Here is a 24,796-nt window from a genome sequence, read left to right on the forward strand (position 1 = left end):
CGGCGGTTCTTCGATAAGTAGTAAATCGCCAATGCACTCTTCGAGCGCGGCTACGGTTGGAAGAGTGCATTGGCCTGTTATTACTTGTCGAGAGGTTCATGCGGTGGATACGCAATCGATGGCCGGCGCAGTTTCATCTTGTTCGACTTACGCAGGTTGGGACTTTGATGGCGTATGCTCCTTAATTTGATTGTCAGAGAGATATCGCTGTGAGCTTGGGTTTGAGTAGCACCAGTCCACGGTAGAACCGCGACTTGACTGAAGAGAGCGACAGGCCCATGCGTCGTGCTATTTCTTCCAGAGAGAGATCCTGCTCCAGGCGCATCGAAACTATCTCGCGATGCCGGGGGGTCAGGCTGCGTATGCCTTCCATCAGCACGCGTGCAGACTCCTGGTCAATGCAATATTCGATTGGAGTGGGATCCGAGCTCACCAGCGAGGGATGCCAATCCTCGCCCGACTCAGGTAACGGTTCGGACTGGCGGATACGGGCCAGCTTACGCTGGGTGTCGAAGGTTAGGTTGCGCGCGACAGCGAACAGCCACGTTACGAACTGCGACTCGCCTTTGAACTGCGCGCCGTGCGAGAGGACGCGCATCCATGTCTCCTGCAGCAGGTCTTCGCACAGGTCACGGTCCGAGGTCAGCCGGATGAGGTATCCGCGCAGCCGCCCCTGGTAGCGCTCGATCAGCTCCGGCATGATCTTCGGATCGCCGGCTCGCAGCCGCGCCATGATTCCATGATTTTCCGTCACAATCTCGTCGGCGCTCTTGGTGCAGCCGGTCTCTTCACGCTGTAAGACATCGATCATCATTTCGCTCCTGGCTTTGCGCGGCGCCTATTGGGCAGCTCATGCCACGTTTCTCCGGGCGAATGCCGCCGCAACGCAGCGTTGCCCGTAAGCTGATTCTCCGCGAGAACGTGGGTTTTGAATGTCGGGTTATGTCATGCGACGTCCTGTGCCCGCATGTTGCGGCGGTTTTGTCGGGATTTGTCGTGTACGCGTCGCGGGCTGCCACGTTTTCCTTGTTCCGTTCTTCCATACCGCTAGCACAACGTTGCCAACGGTGCGAAGGACATCATGGAAGAGAGCGTAAACGCGCAGGCCTCCGCGCCGCAGCCATCCCCAATTTCCCCCCATCATTCTCCCGAGCCACACCGCAGCAGCCGCGGGCGCTGGATTGTTTTCATCGTCGTCGTCGTGCTTCTGTTAGCAGCGGTCGTGCACTATCGCAGAAAGAAAAAGCAGGAGAAGCCCGCGGCGAATGCCGAAAACACTCCGGTCAGGGTAGTGCCCGCCACCGCGGAGATCGGCGACATGAATGTCTACGTGCGCGCCATCGGCACGGTTACGCCTGTCGCCACGGACACCATCACCGCTCAGGTCACAGGCGTCATCAAGGCAGTGCACTACAGCGAAGGCCAGAGCGTGAAGAAGGGTGATCTGCTCATTGAGATCGATCCACGCCTCTATGACGCGCAGCTTGCCGAGGCCAGGGGCGCGCTCGATCGCGACCAGAACACACTGGCTGAGGCACGTATGGACCTGGAGCGCTATCGCCAGGCGTGGAGCCGCAATGGTGTTTCCCGCCAGCAGCTCGAGGACCAGGAAAAGACCGTGCTCGCCGACCAGGGTACCGTCAGCTATGACCAGGGCGCCGTGCAATATGCGCAGGCCGAGCGCGACTACTGCGACATCACCGCGCCAATCAGCGGCCGCGTCGGTCTGCGCCTGGTCGATGCGGGCAATCTCGTCACCGCGAACGCCACCACTGCGCTGGTCGTTATCACGCAGGTTGCGCCAATCACCACCATCTTTCCGATCGCCGAGGACCAGCTCCCCGCTGTACTCACGCACATGAACCCGCATCATCCGCTCGCCGCGCAAGCCTTCGACCGCGATCAGCAGTCGCTGCTGGCCGAGGGCCGCCTCACGACCGTCGACAACCAGATCGACACCACCACCGGCACCGCGAAGCTGCGCGCGACCTTCGCCAATAGCGACGGCCGTCTCTTCCCCAACCAGTTTGTCAACGTACGCCTGCTCGTCGACACGCTGCATCAGCAGGTGCTCGTGCCCGCCTCGGCGATCCAGCACAACGGGCAGCAGGCCTATGTCTTCCTGCTCGATCAGGGCAAGGCCGCGGTACGCAATGTCACCGTGGGCGCAACTGATAATGGACAAACCGCGGTCACCGGCATCGCTGTAGGCGACGTGCTGGCCGACAGCAGCTTCGAGAAGCTGCAGAGCGGAACGGCTGTGACGCTGATGCACGCCGCCCCTCTGTCGGCTGCGTCCCCATCTAATGGGGCCGCGCAGTGAGCCCATCCCGCTTCTTCATCCTGCGCCCGGTGGCCACAGCCCTGCTCATGGCCGCCATCCTGCTGGTTGGCATCGTCTCCTACACGCAGTTGCCGATCTCTGCGCTGCCGCAGGTGGACTATCCGACCATCCAGGTGCTCACCAGCTACCCAGGCGCGAGTCCGGATGTGACTTCGACGACCATCACCGCGCCGCTCGAACGCCAGCTCGGTGAGATCCAGGGTCTCTCGCAGATGACATCCACCAGCTCGGGCGGAGTCTCGGTCATCGTGCTGCAGTTCGCGCTCTCGCTCAACATCGACGTGGCCGAGGAAGAGGTGCAGTCGGCCATCAACGCCGCGCAGAGCTACCTGCCGAGCGACCTGCCGAGCCCGCCGATCTATAGCAAGACCAATCCCGCCGACGCGCCCGTGCTCACGCTTGCCATCACCTCCGGCACGCTGCCGCTCTCGCGCGTCGAAGATCTTGTCGATACGCGTCTTGCACCGCGTCTCTCGCAACTCAGCGGTGTAGGGCTGGTCAGCATCAGCGGCGGACAGAAGCCCGCGGTGCGCGTGCAGGTGAACCCGGCTGCGCTCTCGTCCTACGGCATCAATCTTGAGGATGTGCGCACCGCGCTCACCCAGGCCAGCGTCAACTCCGCCAAGGGAAACTTTGATGGACCGCGGCAGGACTACCAGATCGACGCCAACGACCAGATCACCGACGCCGCCGGCTATCGCGACGTGGTGGTGGCCTATCGCAACAATGCACCCGTCTTCGTGCATGACATCGCGAACGTGGTCGATGGTGTCGAGAACAACAAACAGGCCGCATGGAAGAACTCCACGCCCGCCGTCGTGCTCAACATCCAGCGCCAGCCCGGCGCCAACACCATCCGCGTCGTCGAGAACATCCAGAAGATCCTCCCCGAGCTCAAGGCCAACCTGCCCGCGGGGCTTGAGATCACGACGCTCACCGATCTCACCACCAGCATTCACGCATCGGTGCGCGACGTCGAGTTCGAACTGCTGCTGACCATAGCGCTGGTTGTGATGGTGATCTTCCTCTTCCTGCGAAGTCTTTCGGCGACCATCATTCCGTCGGTCGCCGTGCCGCTCTCGCTGGTGGGCACCTTCGCGGCCATGTACCTGCTCGGGTACTCGCTCGACAATCTTTCGCTAATGGCGCTCACCATCTCGACGGGCTTCGTCGTCGACGATGCCATCGTCATGATCGAGAATATCTCGCGCTATCTCGAAGAGGGGCTGTCGCCGCTCGATGCCGCGCTCAAGGGCTCCGGGCAGATCGGCTTCACCATCCTCTCGCTGACCATCTCGCTCATCGCCGTGCTTATCCCGCTGCTTTTCATGGGCGATGTCGTCGGCCGCCTCTTCCGCGAGTTCGCCGTGACGCTTGCAGTCACCATTCTGGTTTCGGCCGTGGTTTCACTTACGCTTACGCCTATGATGTGCGCGCGTATTCTGCGGCACACGCCGGAGGAGCAGCGTGGCAGCTTCTATCGCATCTCGGAGCGCGCCTTCGAGCGCATGATCGCCTTCTATGGCCGCACCCTGCGCGTGGTGCTGCGCTTCCGCACGGTAACGCTGCTGGTCGCGGCCGCCACCGTTGCGCTTACCGTCTTCTTATACATCGCCATCCCCAAGGGTTTCTTCCCGGTGCAGGATACCGGCGTCATCCAGGGCGTTACTCAGGCGCCGCAGTCGATCTCCTTCGACGCCATGCGCGAGCGGCAGCAGGAGCTGACGCACATCATCCTGCGCGATCCGGCGGTGGCCAGCCTTTCGTCATTCATCGGCGCCGACGGCATCAACACCACGCTCAACAGCGGCCGCATTTCTATCAATCTCAAGCCACTAGGAGAGCGCACGGAGAGCGCCTCACAGGTCATCCGCCGACTGCAAAAGAGCCTCGAGCAGGTCGACGGCATTCACCTTTACATGCAGCCTGTGCAGGACATCACCGTCGACGACCGCGTAAGCCGCACCCAGTACCAGTACACGCTCGAGGACGCTGACGCTGATGAGCTGAACCGCGAGGCCGCGCGCCTGGTCGCAACGCTCAACAAAACGCCCGGCCTCGAAGACGTGGCGACAGATCAGCAGCCTGGCGGCCGCGCACTCTCTCTCGCCATCGACCGCGTGACCGCCTCGCGTCTCGGCATCGCGCCTGGTACCGTGGACAACACGCTCTACGACGCCTATGGCCAGCGTCAGATCAATACGCTCTACACGCAGCTCAACCAGTACCACCTCATTCTCGAGACCGCGCCACAGTGGCGCCAGTCGCCGGAGGGTCTCGGTGGGCTCTACGTGCAGGCCAACAGCTCCTCCGGCGCCAGCGGGCCCTCGGCCACCAACTCGTATTCTTCCTCGGCTTCCTCATCGGCGGGCTCGAACAGCACCACGGCCTCGGTCCGCTACACGCCTTCATCCAACTCGCTCGCCCCGCCGGCCTCGGCGCTTACGCCCACGTCGAATACGTCACAGTCATCATCACAAACCGGGACAGCGCAGGGCACCGCCGCCAACACGACCAACTCGAGCTCCGCGGCGAATGCCGTGCCGATGGCCGCCTTCACGAGCGCCTCGCTTGTCGATGAGCCGCTCTCCATCAATCACCAGGGGCAGTTCCCATCGGTGACCATCTCCTTCAATCTCGCGGAAGGCACCTCGCTCGGCGCGGCCATCGACGCGATCAATCGTGCCGTCCGCGAGCAGCACATGCCGCCCAGCGTGCAGGGCGGCTTCCAGGGGACGGCGGCTGCCTTCGCAGGCTCGCTCTCGAACGAGACGCTGCTTATCCTCGCTGCGCTGGTTACGGTCTACATCGTGCTCGGTGTGCTCTATGAGAGCTTCGTCCATCCGCTCACGATTCTCTCCACGCTGCCTTCGGCCGGCGTCGGTGCGCTGCTCGCGCTTAAGCTCTTCCACCAGGATCTCAATGTCATCGCCATTATCGGCATCATCCTGCTCATCGGCATCGTGAAGAAGAACGGCATCATGATTGTGGACTTCGCGCTCGAAGCCGAGCGCGAGCAGGGCAAGAGTGCGGTTGAGGCGGTCTACGAGGCTTCACTGCTGCGCTTCCGTCCCATCATGATGACCACCATGGCCGCGCTGCTCGGCGGCCTGCCGCTGGCGCTTGGTCATGGCTATGGCGCTGAGTTGCGCCGTCCGCTCGGCATCGTCATGGTCGGCGGCCTGCTGCTCAGCCAGCTGCTCACGCTCTACACCACGCCGGTGATCTATATCTTCTTCGATTCGCTCGCGCAGCGCCTGCGCCGTGGCAAGACTGCACGACCGTTCGCACAGCGGGGCGCGGAGGAACAGGCATGAACATCTCCGTGCCCTTTATCCGCAGGCCGGTGGCCACCACTTTGCTGACCATCGCCGTGGCCGTGGCCGGTCTTATCGCCTTCGCGGTGCTGCCGGTAGCTCCGCTGCCGCAGATCGACTTTCCCACCATCGCCATCACCGCGGCGCTGCCCGGAGCCAGCGCCGAGATCATGGCCGCCTCGGTGGCCACGCCCCTCGAGCGCCAGCTCGGCCATATCGCCGGCATCACCGAGATGACCTCGCAGAGCGCGCTGGGAAACACCACGCTCATCGTGCAGTTCGATCTCAACCGCAATATCGACGGCGCGGCGCGCGATGTCGAGGCTGCCATCAACGCGGCCCGCACCTACCTTCCTGCCAACCTGCCGTCGAACCCCACCTATCGCAAGGTGAATCCCTCTGACGCGCCCATTCTCGTGCTCGGCCTCACCTCCGACAAGTACGACAACGCCACGCTCTACGATCTTGCCTCGACCGTGCTGCAGCAGAAGCTTTCGCAGATACAGGGTGTGGGACAGGTGGTCGTCGGCGGCGCGGCCAACCCCTCCGTGCGCGTGGAGGCCAACCCTGCGCAGCTGGAGAGCTACGGCCTCACGCTCGGCAGCATCAAAAACATCCTCAGTCTGCAGAACTCGCACGAGCCGCGCGGCCAGATATCGAATGGCGCCGTCACTGCCGACATCCTCACCAACGATCAGATCTCGCACGCCGATGAGTACAAGCCGCTGGTTGTTGGCTATTACAACGGTTCCGCGGTTCATCTCTCCGATGTGGCTGAGGTCGTTGACTCCACGCAGAACCTGCGCACCGTCGGATATCTTGATGGCAAGAGATCGGTTGCGCTCATCCTCTTCCGCCAGCCCGGCGCGAACATTATCGATACCGTTGACCGCGTGCGTGCGCAGATGCCCTTCCTGGAAGCCTCGATGCCGAAGGGCGTCAAGACTATCGTCGTCCTCGATCGCACGGTCACCATCCGCTCCTCGGTGCATGACGTTGAGTCGTCGCTGCTCGGCGCCATCGGCCTCGTTGTACTGGTCGTCTTTCTCTTTCTGCGCAGCGGACGCGCCACGCTCATTCCCGGCATCGCCGTGCCGGTCTCTCTGATGGGCACCTTCGCCGTGATGTACCTGCTCGGCTACTCGCTCGACAATCTCTCGCTGATGGCTCTCACCATCTCGACGGGCTTCGTCGTCGACGACGCCATCGTGGTCATGGAGAACATCACCCGCCACATCGAAGAAGGCATGACGCCGCTCGATGCGGCGATCAAGGGCGCGCAGGAGATCGGCTTTACCGTGCTCTCCATCAGCGCCTCACTGGTCGCGGTCTTCGTTCCCATTCTGCTGATGGGCGGGCTCGTCGGCCGTCTTTTCCGCGAGTTCGCCGTGACGCTTGCCACCTCCATCCTTGTCTCGATGGTGGTCTCGCTCACAACCACGCCGGCGATGTGCGCGTATCTGCTGCGGGGTCCGCACTCCGGCAATCGTCAGCCCTGGCTCTATCGTGTCACCGAGCGGGCTTTCGACAACCTGCTCGATCTCTATCGCCGTTCGCTCGCCGTCGCGCTGCGCCACTCCGGCATCACGCTTACAGTCTTCGCACTCACGCTCCTGGCCAACCTCGTACTGCTGGCCAGGGTGCCCAAGGGCTTCTTCCCGAATGAAGACACGGGCGCCATCCTCGGCGGCGTGCAAGGGCCGCAGGATGCCTCATTTCCCCTCATGGATCATTCACTGCTTACGCTCGGCAACGCCATCAAGCGCGACCCTGCCATCGATCACGTCTTCGCCTACACCGGTGGCACCGGGGCCAGCAATGCCGGAGCTCTCTACGTCGCACTCAAGCCGCTCGCAGAGCGCCGCCACTCGAATGCCTTCCAGATCATCGACCGGCTTCGCCCGAAGCTCGATGCCATGCCCGTGGCCTCGTCCTACCTGCAGGCCATCCAGGATCTGCGCGTTGGCGGGCGTGCGGCGAATGCGCAGTATCAGTACACCATCACCGCGGAGAACATGGACGACCTCTCACGCTGGGGGCCGGTGCTGCTCGAGCACATGAAGAAGCTGCCCGGTTTTGAGGACGTGAGCAGCGACCAGCAGAACAGCGGCCTCGTCGAACAGCTCGACTATGACCGCACCACAGCAGCGCGTGTCGGCCAGACCACGCAGTCGCTCGACCAGAGCCTCTATGCGGCCTTCGGCCAGTCGCAGGTTTCGGTCATCTACAAGCCGCTTAACCAGTACTACGTGGTGCTTGAGGCCGCACCGAAGTTCTGGCAGGACCCGTCGGGCCTCGACAGTCTCTATCTCAAGTCCGGCAGCACAAGTTCAGGCAGCAGCTCGTCTTCCTCACGCGCGACAGCAGGTGCCTCGTCGATGTTGCCGTTCAGCACAGTGGCTACCGCGCATGCCGCCACCACGCCGCTCGAGGTGAACCATACCGGAGTCTTTCCGTCGGTAACTGTCTCGTTCAATCTCGCCAAGGGCATGTCGCTCGGTGACGCTTCGAAGGCCATCGACCGCATGGAGTCGCAGCTCAACATGCCGGCGAGCATGCACGGCGCCTTCGCCGGTACGATGGGTGCCTTCAAGTCTTCGCTGAGCAGTGAGCCCATGCTCATCCTCGCCGCGATCTTCGCGGTCTATATCGTGCTCGGCATCCTCTACGAAGACCTGATCCATCCGTTGACGATTCTCTCTACGCTGCCCTCGGCCAGCGTGGGCGCGGTGCTCGCGCTGCTGGTCTTCGGCTCAGAGCTCGACATCATCTCGCTGATCGGCATCATCCTGCTCATCGGTATCGTGAAGAAGAACGCCATCATGATGGTCGACTTCGCGCTGCTCGCTGAGCGCGACCAGGGAATGCAGCCGCGCGAGGCCATCTTCGAGGCCTGCCTGCTGCGCTTTCGCCCTATCCTAATGACTACGCTTGCCGCCATCGTCGGCGCGCTGCCGCTGGCCTTCGGCACGGGGATGGGCTACGAGCTGCGCCGCCCGCTGGGTATCGCCATCGTTGGCGGACTGCTGCTCAGCCAGTTGCTCACGCTCTACACCACGCCTGTGATCTATCTCGCCTTCGATCGTCTCCGTAGCCGGCGCCGCGGTGCCTTGCCGCGCTTGCTCGCGCCGCGCGCCGATGGAGCTGCTTCATGAAGACGATCGTCTTGAGAACGAAAGGTATAAGCATGTCCCGCCGTCCCGCCCTGCTCGCCTCCGCGCTGCTGCTGCTCGCTGGATGCAATCCCGGCCCGAAGTATCACGCGCCCGCGCCGCCGGCCATCGCCGCCCAGGACTACAAGGAGTCCTCGGCCAACTTCAAGGATGCCGACGGATGGAAGGTCGCCTCGCCCGGCGATGCCATGCTGCGCGGCAAGTGGTGGGAGATCTACCAGGACCCCGAGCTCAACGCGCTCGAGGAGCAGGTCGCGATTAACAACCAGAACATCCGCGGGTCTTTCGAGAACTTCATGTCCGCTCGCACGCAGATTGCGCAGGCCCGATCGCAGTACTGGCCTACCGTAACGACGAGCCCTTCGTGGCAGCGCAGCACGAGCTCGCAGAACGTTACGGGATCGAATGCCGCGAATCCCGGCCGCAGCACTTCTGAGTGGAGCTTCCCGCTTTCGGTTTCCTGGGAGCCGGACCTCTGGGGCAAGATCCGCAACCAGGTGCATGAGGCGCAGTATGGCGCGCAGGTCTCCGCCGCCGATCTCGAAAACGAGCGGCTCTCAGAGCAGTCGAGCCTGGCGCAGTATTACTTCGAGATTTGCGGGCAGGATGCGCTGCAGGCCATCCTGAACGACACCGTCGCCGCGGACCAGAAGGCGCTCGACCTTACGCGAACGCAGTATGAAACCGGCGTCGGCGACCGAATTGCCGTTGTGCAGGCCGAGTCCACGCTCGAGTCTGCGAAGGCCACAGCCGTCAACCTCGGTGTTGCGCGCGCGCAGTACGAGCACGCCATCGCCACGCTCATCGGCAAGCCGGCCACGAATTTCTCGCTGCCTGTGCGTCCGCTGCTGCGCGCCGCGCCGCCCATCCCCGTCGGCGTGCCCTCGCAACTGCTCGAGCGCCGCCCGGATGTAGCCGCTGCCGAGCGCACGCTCGCTGAAGCCAACGCCACCATCGGCTTCGGTTACGGTGCCTTCTTTCCCTCGGTCGATCTTGCAGCGGAAGGAGGCTTCGAAAGCTCTTTGCTGAAGCACGCCTTCGACTGGCCGAGCCGCTTCTGGTCGCTTGGCCCCTCGGTCTCGCAGACGATCTTCAACGGCGGTCTCTATACGGCCGAGTTGCACCAGTACACGGCCACCTACAATGCCGACCTCGCCAGCTACCGGCAGACCGTGCTCACCGCCTTTCAGCAGGTAGAGGATTCTCTCGCCGCCGTCCGCCTTGAGTCGCAGCAGGTCGAGAATCAGCAGAGGGCTGTCGATCGCGCGCAGCAGGCGCTCGACTTTGAGATGGGCCGCTATGAAACCGGAGTCGATCCGTACATCGATTTCGTCACCGCGCAGAACACGCTGCTTGCCGACAGGCAGTCGCTCGCGACAACGCAGATTGAGGAGATGACGGCGTCGGTCGAGCTGATCGCCGCGCTCGGCGGTGGATGGGATCGCAACCAGTTGCCGACGCCGAAGCAGGTCTCGGCCAAGCCGGCAAAAGGGGATTATCGTTTGCAGCGCTGACATTTCCCGACAAAACCGCTGCGGCGGACCGGTGCAGTGACCAGTCTCTGCTTGTGTATAGCGGAGAAGCTGGCTTGCCAAGGCGGCTAGCAGAAACCGCATTCAAGACTTTTGCGGAGGTTTGTCATGTTACTTCGATCTCAGCGCTTTCCCGCGCTTGTTCTTCAGTCAGTTCTTTTTGTCAGCGGCTCAACCGGAATGCTTGCGCAAAGCGCAGGCAGCTCATCGACCGGTTCGCAGCAGCCTGCAGATCCGCTGCCACCGCGGAAGACCGCAGTGATTTTGCGCTTTGCCGTGCAATCGCAGCCTGCTTCCGATAGCTCCGCGCTCTCGGTGTTGGCCTGTCCCGCTCCGGTGGCGACCGGAGAGCCGCAGAAGCCCATCACCGTCGATCCGAAGATCCTCGACGCTATCTCCGCGGAGATGCAGAAGAAGCTCTCGGAAAAAATGACGGTGATGGTCAACCCCGAGCCAACTGCCATACCCGAGGGGGCAATGGTTATCACTGGCTGTATCACCCGCTCCGATGCAGGCAACGGTGCGGAGCGGCTCATCGGCATGGGTCTCGGCACAAGTCATCTCAATGTCCACGTTGTCGCCCTGACCCGCACCCGCAATGGATGGAGCCCTTATGACACCTTTGATATCCAGGTAAAGGGCGGCAGCCTCCTGCCTCCGCTCGGCCCCGTCGGGCTCGCAGTGCACGCTGCCAGGGATACCCAACAAACACTTTCCGCAGATGCGCGCAAGCTGGCAGACAAAATCCTCAAACAGCTAAAGAAGGACGTCAGGTCCGGCGCTATCGCTGCAGCTTCGCAAACAGGTCAAGGCATTTAGCGCGCAAATTTGCATTCTTCTCTTGCCCGTACACACGGCAGGAGCCACCGCAGCACAACCAACAATTGGAGGAAACATGAAGCGCATTACGCATACTCAAACCTTGTTCGCCGCCCTCTTACTTGCCGGTCTCGGCATGACTGTACCTGCTCATGCGGCCTCTGCGCCGGCACTTCTACAGGACAATACTGAGGCCGCAGCTGCCTCGGTCGCCGGCAACTGGACTCTCTCCTTCACCGCGCCGAACGGCGAGGCAAAGCAGGCGACGCTCGCCATCGAGCAGGATGGCGCAAAGCTCAGTGGCTCGTTCAAGGGCCAGCGTGGCAGCGCCGCGCTCAGCGGAAGCCTGCAGGGCAACCAGGTCTCACTCAGCATCAATGCTCATGGCCATCAGATCGAACTCAATGGCACGCTCGATGGCGACAAGATGAGCGGTAGCTCCGGCAATGGCAAGCCCTGGTCGGCTACTCGCCAGTAGTTCTTCTCGCGCTCGCAACCACAGATAGAGAGATCGCGGCGACGCGGTCTCTCTGCCTTCCGCCTCAAGGAGGTTACGCATGCTGCATCGTTTGTTCGAAGACTTCTGGTTCCTGACCTGCATCGCCGGCGCGGGCTTTCTCCTTGTCCCGGCGCTTTTCTGTGTCTGGTGTCTGCTTGTGCTGGGCGTCATGCGCATTGTGCTTCGTGCCGCGCGGCCCTCAGACGACTGCGTGCCGCCGCCGCCGGGTCCTAACTTGCAGGCTGAGAAGAAACGCTTCCCATGCGGTACGCACCGCTCTCAACCCTCGCGATCGCCGGATGCGCAGCGTTTTGCCTGAGCTTGGTTTCCGTCTCCGGCCGAGACTGCGCGTCCTGTGGGCAGCCGCAGCGATTGACGCGCCGCACGCTGCCAAGCATCCTTGGTGCAAGGCCTTTTCCATGCAAAAGAAAAACGAATCCCAGGATTTCAAGCCGCGCCCCATCGATCCTGCAAAGAAACAGATCCTCATTATCGATGACGATCAGGACATGACCGAGATGCTCGCAGAGTATCTTGCCCCCGAGGGCTACCATGTCCATTTGGCGCATACCGCCAGCGACGGCCTCAGGCGCGCCGGAGAACTCGGTATTGTGCTCATCATTCTCGACGTGATGCTTCCCGACAGAGATGGCTTCTCCGTGCTTCGCGAACTGCGCTCCATCCGTCACATTCCAGTCATCATGCTCACGACCAGGGCTGCGGTGGAAGACCGTGTCGAAGGTCTTGAGTCGGGCGCTGATGATTACATTCCCAAGCCATTTACTCCGGTCGAGCTCCTCGCCCGCATTCGCACTGTGCTGCGACGCGGCCAGCCTTCGCGCTTCGGCAGCCCGTTTCTTGTTCTCGACGACCTGATCCTCGATGCTGGCGCACGCACAGTTCAGTGCGATGGCCGCCTCATGGACTTCACCTCCGCCGAATTCGACGTGCTGCATGCGCTTGCTTCATCGGCTGGCAAGGTCGTGACCCGCGAGCATCTTACTCGCATCGCTCTCGGCCGCTCTCCTTCTGCCGGTGACCGAGGCATAGATAATCTCGTCAGCGCTCTTCGCAAGAAGCTCGGACCCACACCGCAGGGGCAAGACCGTTTCCGCTCCGTGCGCAACGCGGGCTATGTGTATCTGCGCCACCAGCAGCCGGCCTCTGAACCGGATCAAGCATGAAACTCTTCCCGCGCATCTTCTTTTCCTTCTGGATCGCTACGCTGCTGATGATCGGCCTGGTGCTGATTGTCGGCAACCTGTTGCCGCCCACATTCCTCGATCGTCACGACAAACGTTTCGCCCCTGAGTCTGTCACTCCCATGGTGAACCGGATGGTCAATGACTACGAGATCCAGGGCCGTGCCGCGTTGTCCAGGGACATTCTGGATTTACCCTCTCCTCATCGGAAGGCGTTTTATCTCTTTGATCAGCAGGGTAGCCCCATCTATGCCCAAACCGGCGACTACGCTTTCTTTGCAGCGCTTGCCCAGGAGGTGTTGAGCAGCGGCCATTCCGAGTTCATCGCTTTCGGCATGCGCATGCTGTATGCCTGCCCGGTCACCAGCGCCACCGGCCATCGCTATGTCGCCGTCTTTACCATCACCGTACCTTTTTCCCGTATTGTCAATCTGCGCTTCTGGTTCAATATCGCACTGGCCATGGTGCCGGCAGCGTTCGTAGCTTTTCTGCTTACTCTCTACATCACGCGTCCCATCATCCGGCTGCAGAATGCGGCGAAGCGGCTTGCCGATGGCGATCTGCACGCCCGCGCCGGGCCACTACGCCTCAAACGTCGCAACGATGAACTTGCCGATCTGGCCGCGGGCTTCGATGTCATGGCGGCGCGCATTCAATCGCTCATGACCGCGCAGAAGCGCTTCGTCGCCGATGTCTCACACGAGCTTGGCGCACCGCTCACCCGCATGCATCTTGCACTGGCACTGCTGCGTCGAGAGTTTCCCGTGGAGGAGCGATCAGCGCTCAACCGCATTGAACGCGAGACAGATAAGCTCAGCAACCTTGTCCAACAGCTTCTGCTGCTCGCCAGCCTCGAGGCCGGCAGCGTGCCTGCCGAATCGCTTGCGCTGGTTTCCATCCGTGTTCTCTGCGACAGCATCCTCGAAGATGCCGAGCTTGAAGCAGCACATGCGGGGCAGAGTCTCACCGGTAATCGGGAAGACATCGAGATACTTGTCTTTCCCAACCTGCTTCGTCGTGCCATCGACAACATCCTGCGCAATGCACTTCGCTATGCACATCAAGGCTCGGAGATAGAGTTGCACTGCCACGTGGACCGTGAGGCAGGCCGCGTCGCCATCGAGGTTGCCGATCGCGGGCCAGGTGTTCCAGAAGCCATGCTGCGCGATATCTTCCGCGCTTTCTTCCGCACCGCTCCCGGCCGTGAAACCGCCAGCGGCGGCACCGGGCTGGGGCTGGCCATAGCTGCCGAGGCTGCGCGCATGCACGGCGGGTCGATCGTTGCCCGCAACCGCGAGCACGGTGGGCTCTCTGTCGTACTCACCATTCCCATACGCTTCAGCCCATCTGAAGCCGCCGAAGAGGATGGGCCACTCAGCATGTAGTCTTCAGGCCTTCATCGCATGCTCTGTATACGCACGGAGAGGCGCGGACCTTTTGATCCGCGCCTCTCTTTGTTTCAGCCTGGATAACAATGCGACCCGCACAGATTCTCACTGCGCTACCCGCACGTAGTCGGCATTGGTGGTTACCATGTTCACCTTCTTGCCGGGAGCCTCCACGAATGTTTCTGCGGGATATGTCGTCCGATCCGGGAGATTGGCAAAGCGCACCGTAGCTGTCATCGAATCCTTCGGATTTTTAAAATAGCTGCTCACCTCGATGCGCATAATCTGCATCGTCGCCGGATCGAGAACCAGGCGCATCCGGTCACCCGGCTTCGCATAGTTGTAGAGCACCAGAGCCATGCCCGAGGAATCGTGTTCGATTGCCGTCTTGCCCGCGTGCATGACCGATTGCAATTGCTCCGGGTTCGGCGGCAGATAGGCATGAACCAGATTGCCCACCTCCTCCACCTCGGCCTTTGCCTGTTCCATCTTGTTCTCCATGATGTGCCGGCGCAAGGGACCTCCGCTCGGCATCGGCGGCGGAGCCGAAGCTACTGGCGTTCTTATTGTCTGGCCATCTGCGGCATAGCGCACCAGCGCCTGCCGCGGTGGACTTTGGTGTCCGTTCACTGTGACCGTAGTCGATTCCAGCCACTGATAATGGCGCAATTGTGCGGTATTGCGAGCTTGCGCCGCGCGAAACTGCGCAGCTTTCTGCTCCATGCCGCCGGGGGTGCCCGGTGGCACTCCTGCTGGGTTCTGCGCCGGGGCTGCCGCACATGCCAGCACAGTGGTCAGCATCGCTGCGGCAAAGGTTTTTCTCGATCTCATCCTCTCGCTCCTTTGTGGATATCTGTAGTGCACAAAGGAATGGACCTATCCTGCGGCGATGTGTTTCGCTCTGCGAGGGCAGGGCGACAAATCCCGACAGAAAGACCACCTCCGTATGGCGCAAAAGAATACGGTGCACGACATTCACCGCGCACCGTCTCCTGTAGATATGTAACCGAAGCTATGGCATTTTGCTGAAGTCCTATCGCGGATGCCAGGTGTGATTTCCCCGCGCGCCTGAACGTGTAACCGTCGGATCGCCCGTACCGCGACCGCTTACCGAGGTCGTCTCGCTCTGTCCGTGCGGTCCGGTTACTGTAGTCGAGCTGCCGCCCGGATAGTGATCCGTCGAGCGCTCGTAGGTACCGCCGTTCGGACCATGTCCCCATACGTTCGTCTGCCCGTTGCTGCTTACCGCCGTCCGCGAGCTTACGCCTTGCGGACCGCGGACTACCTGATGGTTGTAGGCAACGGCCGAAGCAGAATGATCGTAGCCGCCATAGTAGCCGTGATTCACCACCGTCACGCTATGAGATACGTAGACGTTATGGTTATAGACCACCGTGTGTGAGTACCAGTTCGGAGACCAATGTGCACAGCCCCAGCCGTAAGAAGAGAAGGCACCCACTACAACTCCGGCAGTAAAGCCGATCAGCGCTGACGCCACTACTGCTCCGGAAGGTGAAGGCGGTGGAGCTACATATACATAAGCCGGATAGATTGGAACCGGTGCGCCATAGACCACCCAAGGGTTGTACATCGGCAAATAGTAGACCGCCGGATTGACAGGCGTGATCACAATGCCCGAAGGTTCGTAGGCCACCGTTGCCTGCGCCGTCGTCCTCAGCGTGCCGGCAGCATAGGCTCGCTGCCGCATGGCCTGCACCGCGCCCATCACATCCTGTGGCTGGTTGTAATACGCGTTGCCCAGCTTTGATGCCCAATCCAGATTGCGGTTCATCATGCCCAGCACCGAGGGGAAAGCCGTCAATGCCTTCACGCTCGGATCCCACGGCGTTTCGTTCACCATCCTCGCCATCTCTTGCGGCTGCACGCCGGCGTGCGCCTGAACGAAACGGTCCGCCTCCACCACCTGGGGTGAATAGGTCGATGCGGCGAGTATCTGCGCCACCAGGGCATCGGGATAAAGCGCGATCGGCGCCACCAGTTGATCGAGCTGAGCATAGTCGATCTGCGCATAGCCGGAATGCGGCGGAGGCGCATCCTGTGCTGTCATTGCGGGAGAGCCCAGAGTTGTGACGCCCGCGATTAATGTCCAACACAGCGCCTTTCGAAGATATCGACCTGCGCGATCTACTGTTCCTGTCTGTGCAAATTCATTTCTGGCATGTCGTATTCCCAGATGTGAGGTCATCACCAACCATCCATTTATCGGTCTCGGTGCCCTCAGCGGCGTGAGAAACGCCGATCTTCAGCACCCGCGAGTATAGACACGAATCTGGAGCAGGAACATGTAAGGAAATGTCGGGCACCTGGCTCACTCTGAGTTCTATGGGCCGGGGCCCTGAAAAGATTCTGTTACACAGCGCGTGTCCCAATGCTGCTTGGCTGGAGGTGCGCGGTAAAAGAAACATAGCTCTATTCACTTGGCGCTCTACCCCGGCTTAATAGGCCATGATCGCCTTGGCGCGTTTCCAGAGCCAGGGAGCTTCAACGAATGCATAGGCCTGTTATCGCCAATTGAGAAGGCTGCACCAGTCATTCGGCAATTCAACTTCTAGAAGCCATCTCATAGATGCTTGAGCATGATTTTGAGGCATCCAAGGTGCACGAAACCGAGGAAGTTGTCGATGTGATATTCCCATCGGGTGACGAGTCTTCTGAAGTTGTGCAGCTAGGCGAAGAGTCGTTCGACCTTCCATCGTCTTTTGTATCGCGGAGACTTCTTCCGGCCTGCGTATTGCGTATGCGTCCTCGTCGATTGTTGCGATCAGTTCGATGGCGTAGTTTTGCTCAAGCGCGCGGTCGAGCGGGTCCGAGTCGTAAGCCTTGTCTCCGATGAGCCTTTGGGGGAGTTGGTCGGAGAAACATCCTGCCAGAACAAATTCCACAAGCTGGCACTCGGCAGGTGAAGCGCTGTCGACAGTAATGGCGAGAGGAAGACCGTCACCAGTGGCGATAGCGACGATCTTGGTGCCCTTGCCCCGCCGCGTGGGGCCGACGGCAAAGCCCCTTTTTTTTCGCGCTCGCGAAGGTGGCATCGACGAACGCTTCTTCCAGGTTGAGCTCGCCTCGCGCGCGCAAGTGGCGGGCAAGTACGCGCAGCGCTTCGACCAGGCGCCCATCGCGTACCCACTTCTGAAAGCGTCGATGACAGGTCTGATACTGAGGATACTTCGACGGAAGCTCAGACCAATGCGCGCCCGTGCCCAACACCCAGAACACGCCGTGCAGCACGGCGCGCGTATCCTGCCACGGACGACCGCGGTCATCCGATCGACGAGAAGGCGCCAACACCGGAGCAACAAGCTCCCACTGCGCATCTGTTAAATCCCAATTTCCTGCCATTAAAGCCTGCGAAAAATAGCTAAGCCTCTACAGTTTCGCAGATCAGACCGGTTTATGAGATGGCTTCTAGGAACGAAAGAATTTCTGCTTGCGATAGATCGGACCAATGACATCGCGAAATAGCACCAAAACCCCCCCGTTCATTGCGCATTTAGTTTCTGGAAGTCATTACAAAACTTAGGCTCTCATGAGAACTCTTCTCTTGTGTAGGCTAAGAGGGTTTGCGACTATTTATTCGCGTCGCCGGCTAAGTTCCGCGTTGTCGCTCCGACAATTTGCTTACTTTGTTATCTCAGTTTTTCGATGTTTGTAGCCATCCAAGTGGCTCTCAGCTAGCGATATCAGAAATTCAATTGCTCATCGTAATCGGAAAGAACTTAAATGCTGAAATTGATATTGTCTGCCTACAAAAGATATCCCTTGCTTTTGGCTCTAATTTGGATGTCTATCGGATTTCAACGGAGCGCCGTTTCTCAATCTCTGGATGCACCTTCTCCGCAAAGCGCTGCGTCTGTGCTTGATCTAGCATGGAACGCCTTTTCGGGGCGGAAGGCCATTCATGCCGTTCGACTGACCGGTGAAGCTCACCGGTACCAAGGATCAATGGAGGACTCAGGATTCGCAACACTCTGGGCCACATCCTCGGGTGAAGCAAGAATGAACCTTTCCTTCAATAACCGGGGATCTTGGAACGAAGATCAGAGCGACATTGGCTCCAAGATGGAATGCAATTGGTCAGAGGGTGATGGGGCTGCCCACCCGGGGGAGTCACAAAACTGTTTAAAGCCCATCGTTTGGTTCTTACCCTCGTTGGCCATGCAATCTGTGACCATACCGGTAAATGTAGGCTACACAGATCTAGGCAACACAAACACGTGCTCTGGAACATATAGGCATGTTCAGGCTCAAGCGGCCTCACTGGATCTACCCCATGTTTCTGTTTCGCAATCAGCTGCCTCAAGTTCCGTAGATGTCGGCCTCGACCCGAGCACGTTCCTGCCTTTTGTGAGTTGTTTTCACATTAGGCCGGACACTGGGGGGCCTCCGACGATCTCTGTCGAGATTGCCTACGGGAACTACAAGGCGGTGGATGGTGTTGAGGTTCCTTTCTTGATAAGGCGTTTCGTGAACGGGGCACTTCAGCTTGAATTAACCATCCAGTCCGTCACAATCCACTAGCGAAACCGACACCAAATAGAGAGCACACCACATGAAGCTTCGTGCGGCCGTATGGCTGATGCTTGTCCTGTCTGCGAGAGTCGTTCTTGGTCAAGCTCTGGGGACATATTCCTTTGGTACCTTTGACAACAAGAACTTCGACACAATTAATCTCGGCAATCTAAATGTGATTTTTAGCATTCCCGTTTTGAATAAAGCTGGAAGAGCAGGAACGAATTTTACCTATTCTTTGACCTACAACGGCATGATCTGGACGCCTGGGATAGTCAACGGTGTAACGGAATGGGTTCCTGCGCAGAACTGGGGATGGCAAGGAGAAACGGAGGCTCTGACTGGGTATATTAGCGAGACGCAATACTCTGGAACATGCGTTACATCCAAGGGAAAGTTCCCTTATCATGGTATACGAAACCTCGTCTACCATAATCCCTTCGGCGTGGCATATCCCATAAGCGGCTACGTACAAACGTCCGGAGGCTTGTGTACTGGGGATGCGGACACATTCGGCCGTAATGGCCAGTACTCTGTTCAGAGTGGCGGGTACCCGGTTGTCGAGACAAACGGGACCGTAATAAACGCTCCGGTAAATACCACAACTGGCGCTTCCACTTTCACAGATCAGAATGGCAATGAGCTAAGCGTCGACGATTCCGGGAATTTTACAGATACGTCGGGAAGGGTTGTTCTCACTACCAGTGGTGGATCTCCAAATCCTGAGGTGCTCAGCTATTGGGATACCACCGGGACGAAGCGAAATATCACCATGTCATACAAGAGCTACACGGTCCAGACAAGTTTCGGATGCAGCTCAGTCAGCGATGTGAACCTCCCGAACACCTATTTGGTGGATTCGATCAGCTTTCCAGATGGGAGTGCCTTTCATTTTTCATACGAACAAACGCCGGGAAGTTCGTCCAGCGTGACTGGACGGTTGGCTTCTATCACTTTACGAACAGGAGGTGTAATCTCCTACACTTATAGCGGTTCCAATAATGGAATCGTCTGTGCCGACGGCACCACCGTGGGCTTGACTAGAAACCTGACCAATGACCCCGCCAACTCAAGCTGGTCCTATACGAGAACACCAAACGGCGGTTCCAGCGCAACTTCCGTCAAGGATGGTCTGGGGAATCAAGCGAACTACACTTTTGTGCAGGCAACAGGCACTTCACAAGGGCAATATTACGAGACCAGCCGCACGGTCTACAAAGGATCGACAGGCACTCCAATCCTGTCACGGCAGACGTGCTATAACGGCTCAGCTCAACCATGCACGACGACCGGCTTCAATCTGCCGGTTAGCCAAGTTGATACATACTCCTCCTACAATGGCGTCGCAGAAGACGGCTCGACGTCAAAATACAATGTCTACGGTCTAAGAACGGAAGAAGACGATTATGACTTCGGCACTTCTAGTCGAGGCTCTCTGTTGCGGAAAGTGGTGTGGACCTATCCGACGACAGGCAATGTCGCACTCTTACAGACCAAGTTGATTACCGACGGCAGCGGGACCACGGTTTCGGACATAAACTACAAGTACGATGGATCTACCCCAACACCCACATCAGGCGTACCACAGCACATATCAGTCAGTGGCCAGAGAGGAAATCTCACGACTCTAAGCGGCTCAGCTGATGCGAGCACGGCATACCCTACGATCTACACCTACGACGATACCGGGACGGTGACATCGGCAGCTAGCGATACCAGCACCACTCTTCCGACTACGTCATATTCATACGATCCCGCCAAAATATATACAACGGGGACGACTCTTCCGACTCCCTCCAGTGGGATAGCGCTTTCGACGTCCAAAACCTACGATCAGACATACACGGGTCTGCCTCTCACTTCAACAGATTTGAACGGACAGGTTACCGTTTACAAGTCCTATGACAATATGCTGAGACCTCTCGAGATCGATCACCCAGATGGCGGGAAAATCGTATACAGCTACAGCAGCCCAAATCAAACAGACGTCCAAACGTATATGAATGCGACAACGGCGGGCGATACCCGGACGATACTGGATGCGTATGGTCGTAAAAGCGTGACCGAAGTCGAGGCCGACGGGAATAATTGGTACGAAGTCAGCTACTGTTACGATGCCAACGGCAATCTCCAATTTCAGTCCTACCCGGCACTTAATCAGTCCGGATGCGGACTTCCTGGCGATACGTTTTCCTACGACAGCCTCGGGCGTTTGACGTCAGTGGCACACTCTGACGGAACCTCTTCCTCTACGCAATACTTAGGCAAATCTGTTGAGCAGACAGATGAGTCAGCGGTTGTGAAGATCGCAGGTGTTGATGGGCTGGGAAGAAGTAAGACCATTTGTGAGGTGTCTTCGAATACGTCCACGATAGGATCTTCAGCTCGTGTTAGCTGCGGATTGGATCTCCCCGGAACGGGTTACCTGACAAACTTTACATACTCTGGTGATCAAACAACGGTCGTGCAAGGGAGCCAGACCAGGGTGTTTAAATCAGATTGGATCGGCCGCCCAGTCTCTGTCCAAGAACCCGAATCTGGGACAACCACCTATAGTTACGCACTCAACAGCACCGGGTTGCTCGTCGCCCGAACCAAACCGCGGGCGAACCAGACTAGCTCAGCTGTTACGACGACTACGAGCATGCAATACGATTTGCTCGGACGACTGCTCTCAGCGAGCTACAACGACAATCTCACTTCTACAAGAAGCTTCACGTATGACGCTGCCTGTTGTTGGGCAAATGCGGCGAGTGCGACGAATCTTAAAGGACGGTTGGCAACCACGGGAGCGGGTCTCGGCTCTGCGAATAACGCCGCTACACTACTGAGCTACGACAGCATGGGACGTGTTACTGAACTTTGGCAGTGCACTCCTGCCAGCTGTGGAAACTCAGGTCTCATGGCTAGTCGGCCCATTACCATGACCTATGATTGGGCCGGGAACCTCTTACGAGAGTATGACCTCGTGAGCGGTGCAATCTCATATGGTCGTTCAAGGGCCGGCGAGGTAACATCTATCTCACAAGGGACTTACGCAAATTCTTTCAATCCAGCGGTGGTCGTTTCTAATGTGGTAAATGGTCCCAACGGCCCTACAAGCTATAGCCTCGGTAATGGCTTGGAGGTCGGTAAGACATATGACTCGATGGGGCGGCCCAACGGTAGCTACACATGTGTAGGGTCCACCGCAGCAAATTGTTCAGGCGGGTCGCGGTATGTTTTCGGGAACTACATTGTATATATGGGTAATCAGGTCGTTGCTGACTGCGACATTATTGCCTATGCATCGGACGGAAACTGCATCTGGCCACACTACGACGACATGGGGCGTATGACGACCGCTACCAATAATTCTGGTCCAGTCGTATACACCTGGACATACGACCAGTACGGAAATCGTTGGTCGCAAACCGGCCCTAGCAGCTTTAGCGCCTCCTTTGACGCGACGTCCAATCGTCTCAACAGTTCTCCTTACACATACGACGCCGTAGGCAACCTTACCTACGATGGGCAACACCACTACACCTACGACGGTGAAGGCAATGTGGTGGATGTTGACCTCAATCAGGGTAATACCGCTTCCTACGTCTACAATGCATGGAACCAGCGAGTAGTTGACCAGGAGAGTTCAGGCTCGTATGAATACTTGTACGACCCGACAGGTCTAAGGACCTCCGACTGGGAAACTGCGAACGATGCGGGAGTCGCGGGCAAGATTTACTGGGACGGGCAGCAAATAGCGTTTCGCGACATCGACGGAACAACCTACTTCGATCACGCTGACTATCTCGGAAGGCAAAGGGTCCGGACGAATTATCAGGGAGCTACAGCCGCCGAGTATATCTCAGGTCCTTTTGGAGACAACTACTCCGCAAGCCTCCCCATGCCGTCCAGCGATCAGGATAACCTCCATTTCGCTGGCTTGGACCAAGATGCTGAGACGATGACGGAACACGCAACCTTCCGACAGTATTCTCCCGCCCAAGGTCGTTGGATGAGTCCGGACCCATATGGCGGAAGCTACGACATGTCCGCACCTCAGAGCTTCAACCGTTATGCCTACGTTCAAAACGACCCGTTCAGTGGCAATGATCCTAGCGGGCTCGTGAGGCCACCCTCTATCGGCGACTTGATGGCGATATATCGTTCTGGATCACTGTACAGTGCTCTGATCGGCAACTTTGGTGGAGATGAGTTTTCGCAGTCAACGACCGTCTGTGCCGGTGCGGGGTGCTACTCTTACTCCACAAGTTCGTGGAACATCATGATGAGCGATGGATACGGCGGTGGGGTGATTGACGATCCGAGTGGTAATGGAGATCTTGACTGTGGCGATGGTTCTATATGCGGAACTCTCTTTACATCTTTCTCTGGGGGAGCCATGCCCGATTTTGTCGGCACGCAAACGACAATAGGTTCTAACTCTGTAGCCCCAAGTAACGCGACGCCTTGGTACCACAATACTTGCATTACCGGTGCTCTCAAATCAGGTGCTTTACACGTAGGAATCGATTCGATTGGTTTGATTCCTGAGGCTGGAGGGATTGCCCGAATCATTGGGCATCAAGCAGGCTACCGTGGGATCGTCGCCGATCAACTCGGTGCTAAGGTCATCGCACGCGTTGGGCTGATGGCTGGCTACGTCTCAGGGGTTGCGGGCGTAGATGATACTTCTGCAACGGGACTCGTTTCTAGCGGTCTGAGTGTTGCTGGAATCGTGTCTACGTTGGCGGGTTCGGCTCCTATCGTCGGCCAAGTGATTTCCGGGCTTTCGATAGCTGACGACTTAATCAGCACTGGAATGGCGGTTGCATCATGCAAAACGAATTAGCAGATGAGAAGCAGTTAAAGCTGCCGTGGTGGGGAGTGCTATGCGTCATTTTCGGTGCGATGCCACTCTTCTTCTTGTTCCATTACTTCGGCAAGGCGTCCCTTGGCCGTCCGGCCCTGTATTCCACGGCGATGATCTGTATCGCCGTGGCGATGCGGTGGCGGCTTCGGCGGGAAGTCTGGTTTTGGGCCACGGTTGCGGCGATCACCGTTTTGCATGTGTTGTTGGTTCTCTTCGTTCCTTGGGGAACAAAATGGGTTCCTGCCATCATCATCACTCCTATCGCGATAGCTGACCTCTACCTGATGTTGGTGGCTTTCACGGCAGTCGGCAAGCTTGTTGGGCAATCCATCCCGTCTGACAACTAATCCCCACTTCGTGGCTTGCTGGGGGCCGTCTCTTGGGAGGCGGCCTAGCTGCGTGTGGAAGGGACGCTGCCTACGGCATCGGGATGAGGGCTGACACGTCACCCCAGAATGGGAGCTGCACAACAACCTAAAGTTGCTGTTCGGGAACCTGCTGAAAACAAGCGACTAAGAAGAAATGGCTGGAGAGTGGGGTACTCTGTGTGAACGCAGGTAGCTGAAGAGGAACCTCATGAGTTGCAACCTCTTAGCCCTCTTCCGGCCCCACTGCCTGATGTTGAGCAACGCATGGCGAGCGTGTGGCCTCCCCCCTGAAAAATCTCTCTGGCGGTGCGCGATGAAGCCGCCGCTTCGTACAAAATCCGTGGGCACGAAGGTCAGCGAGGCGGAGTTCGCCATGCTGGAGGAGCGAGCGCGTGCGTCCGGGCTGACGCTCTCGGAGTGGGTTCGGGACGTGTTGCTGGCCGGGCCAGCGGAGCCAGGCGCGGAGCTGACGGGCGAGGTGGTGCTGGCCGAGCTGCTGGCGCTGCGGTCGCTGTTCCTGAATCTCCAGTTCAGTGCGGACAAGGGACAGCTCTCGGAGCCGGAGCTGCGGAGCCTGATCGAGCGGGCCGACGCGACGAAGCTAGAACGGGCGCGGGAGCGCCGCCCAGCAAGGAAGAAGGAGCCGAGAGCACGAATCCATCCGAGGAGGCGTAGAGCATGGCGAAGTGGGGACGTATGGAGTACGCGAAAAAGTGGCCGAGCCGGACGCCGGTGTGGACGGTCACGGCGATCCTGCTGACGCCGTTGT

The 24,796-nt window shown here is 59.0% G+C and carries 16 protein-coding genes; 12 read left to right on the forward strand and 4 right to left on the reverse strand.

Annotation, left to right across the window (positions count from 1 at the left end):
• Nucleotides 1-193: 193 nt before the first annotated feature.
• Complete coding sequence (locus LJD29_RS18615) at nt 194-814, reverse strand: RNA polymerase sigma factor (protein WP_446743071.1); 621 nt, start codon at nt 812-814, stop codon at nt 194-196.
• Between the two features lie 267 nt (nt 815-1,081).
• Here LJD29_RS18615 and LJD29_RS18620 point away from each other — a divergent pair, with 267 nt between their 5' ends.
• From LJD29_RS18620 to LJD29_RS18660, 9 genes are all read left to right on the forward strand, one after another.
• Entirely contained in the window at nt 1,082-2,323 is a 1,242-nt protein-coding gene (locus LJD29_RS18620; RefSeq protein WP_446743072.1) for an efflux RND transporter periplasmic adaptor subunit, read from the forward strand.
• A complete protein-coding gene (locus tag LJD29_RS18625; RefSeq protein ID WP_446743073.1) occupies nt 2,320-5,661 on the forward strand; it encodes an efflux RND transporter permease subunit in 3,342 nt (1,113 codons plus the stop codon). Before LJD29_RS18620 ends, LJD29_RS18625 begins: the two co-directional genes overlap by 4 nt.
• Entirely contained in the window at nt 5,658-8,816 is a 3,159-nt protein-coding gene (locus tag LJD29_RS18630) for an efflux RND transporter permease subunit (RefSeq protein ID WP_446743074.1), read from the forward strand. Before LJD29_RS18625 ends, LJD29_RS18630 begins: the two co-directional genes overlap by 4 nt.
• A 32-nt stretch (nt 8,817-8,848) precedes the next feature.
• Nucleotides 8,849-10,348, forward strand: coding sequence for an efflux transporter outer membrane subunit (locus LJD29_RS18635; RefSeq protein ID WP_446743075.1), 1,500 nt, complete (start codon nt 8,849-8,851; stop codon nt 10,346-10,348).
• Between the two features lie 126 nt (nt 10,349-10,474).
• Entirely contained in the window at nt 10,475-11,185 is a 711-nt protein-coding gene (locus LJD29_RS18640; RefSeq protein ID WP_446743076.1) for a DUF4410 domain-containing protein, read from the forward strand.
• A gap of 76 nt (nt 11,186-11,261) precedes the next feature.
• The gene (locus LJD29_RS18645; protein ID WP_446743077.1) at nt 11,262-11,663 is read left to right on the forward strand and encodes a hypothetical protein; all 402 of its coding nucleotides are present in this window, start codon (nt 11,262-11,264) and stop codon (nt 11,661-11,663) included.
• Between the two features lie 79 nt (nt 11,664-11,742).
• Nucleotides 11,743-12,003, forward strand: a complete 261-nt coding sequence (locus tag LJD29_RS18650) for a hypothetical protein (protein WP_446743078.1) — start codon at nt 11,743-11,745, stop codon at nt 12,001-12,003.
• A 100-nt stretch (nt 12,004-12,103) separates the two neighbouring features.
• The gene (locus tag LJD29_RS18655) at nt 12,104-12,868 is read left to right on the forward strand and encodes a response regulator transcription factor (RefSeq protein WP_446743079.1); all 765 of its coding nucleotides are present in this window, start codon (nt 12,104-12,106) and stop codon (nt 12,866-12,868) included.
• On the forward strand, nt 12,865-14,271 hold the full coding sequence (locus tag LJD29_RS18660) for an ATP-binding protein (protein WP_446743080.1): 1,407 nt from the start codon (nt 12,865-12,867) through the stop codon (nt 14,269-14,271). Before LJD29_RS18655 ends, LJD29_RS18660 begins: the two co-directional genes overlap by 4 nt.
• A gap of 108 nt (nt 14,272-14,379) precedes the next feature.
• Here the strand turns inward: LJD29_RS18660 and LJD29_RS18665 are convergent, their stop codons facing one another.
• The 3 genes from LJD29_RS18665 to LJD29_RS18675 form a co-directional block, all read right to left on the reverse strand.
• Nucleotides 14,380-15,105: a hypothetical protein gene (locus LJD29_RS18665; RefSeq protein ID WP_446743081.1), complete on the reverse strand. Its 726-nt coding sequence runs from the start codon at nt 15,103-15,105 to the stop codon at nt 14,380-14,382.
• A 202-nt stretch (nt 15,106-15,307) separates the two neighbouring features.
• The gene (locus LJD29_RS18670) at nt 15,308-16,342 is read right to left on the reverse strand and encodes a DUF3300 domain-containing protein (RefSeq protein WP_446743082.1); all 1,035 of its coding nucleotides are present in this window, start codon (nt 16,340-16,342) and stop codon (nt 15,308-15,310) included.
• 890 nt (nt 16,343-17,232) lie between these two features.
• Nucleotides 17,233-17,634 carry a transposase gene (locus LJD29_RS18675; RefSeq protein ID WP_446743083.1) on the reverse strand — a complete coding sequence of 134 codons (402 nt, stop codon included), beginning with the start codon at nt 17,632-17,634 and terminating at the stop codon, nt 17,233-17,235.
• A 1,210-nt stretch (nt 17,635-18,844) separates the two neighbouring features.
• Between LJD29_RS18675 and LJD29_RS18680 the strand changes: the two genes are divergently transcribed.
• From LJD29_RS18680 to LJD29_RS18690, 3 genes are all read left to right on the forward strand, one after another.
• Nucleotides 18,845-23,638 (forward strand): RHS repeat domain-containing protein, encoded by a 4,794-nt coding sequence (locus LJD29_RS18680; protein WP_446743084.1) that lies wholly within the window; start codon nt 18,845-18,847, stop codon nt 23,636-23,638.
• Entirely contained in the window at nt 23,623-24,006 is a 384-nt protein-coding gene (locus tag LJD29_RS18685) for a hypothetical protein (RefSeq protein WP_446743085.1), read from the forward strand. Before LJD29_RS18680 ends, LJD29_RS18685 begins: the two co-directional genes overlap by 16 nt.
• 334 nt (nt 24,007-24,340) lie before the next feature.
• Nucleotides 24,341-24,787, forward strand: coding sequence for a plasmid mobilization protein (locus LJD29_RS18690; protein ID WP_446743086.1), 447 nt, complete (start codon nt 24,341-24,343; stop codon nt 24,785-24,787).
• Nucleotides 24,788-24,796 lie beyond the last annotated feature (9 nt).

Origin of the sequence: Silvibacterium acidisoli, from assembly GCA_022870745.1 — a bacterium.
In the GTDB taxonomy this organism is placed as follows: domain Bacteria; phylum Acidobacteriota; class Terriglobia; order Terriglobales; family Acidobacteriaceae; genus Silvibacterium.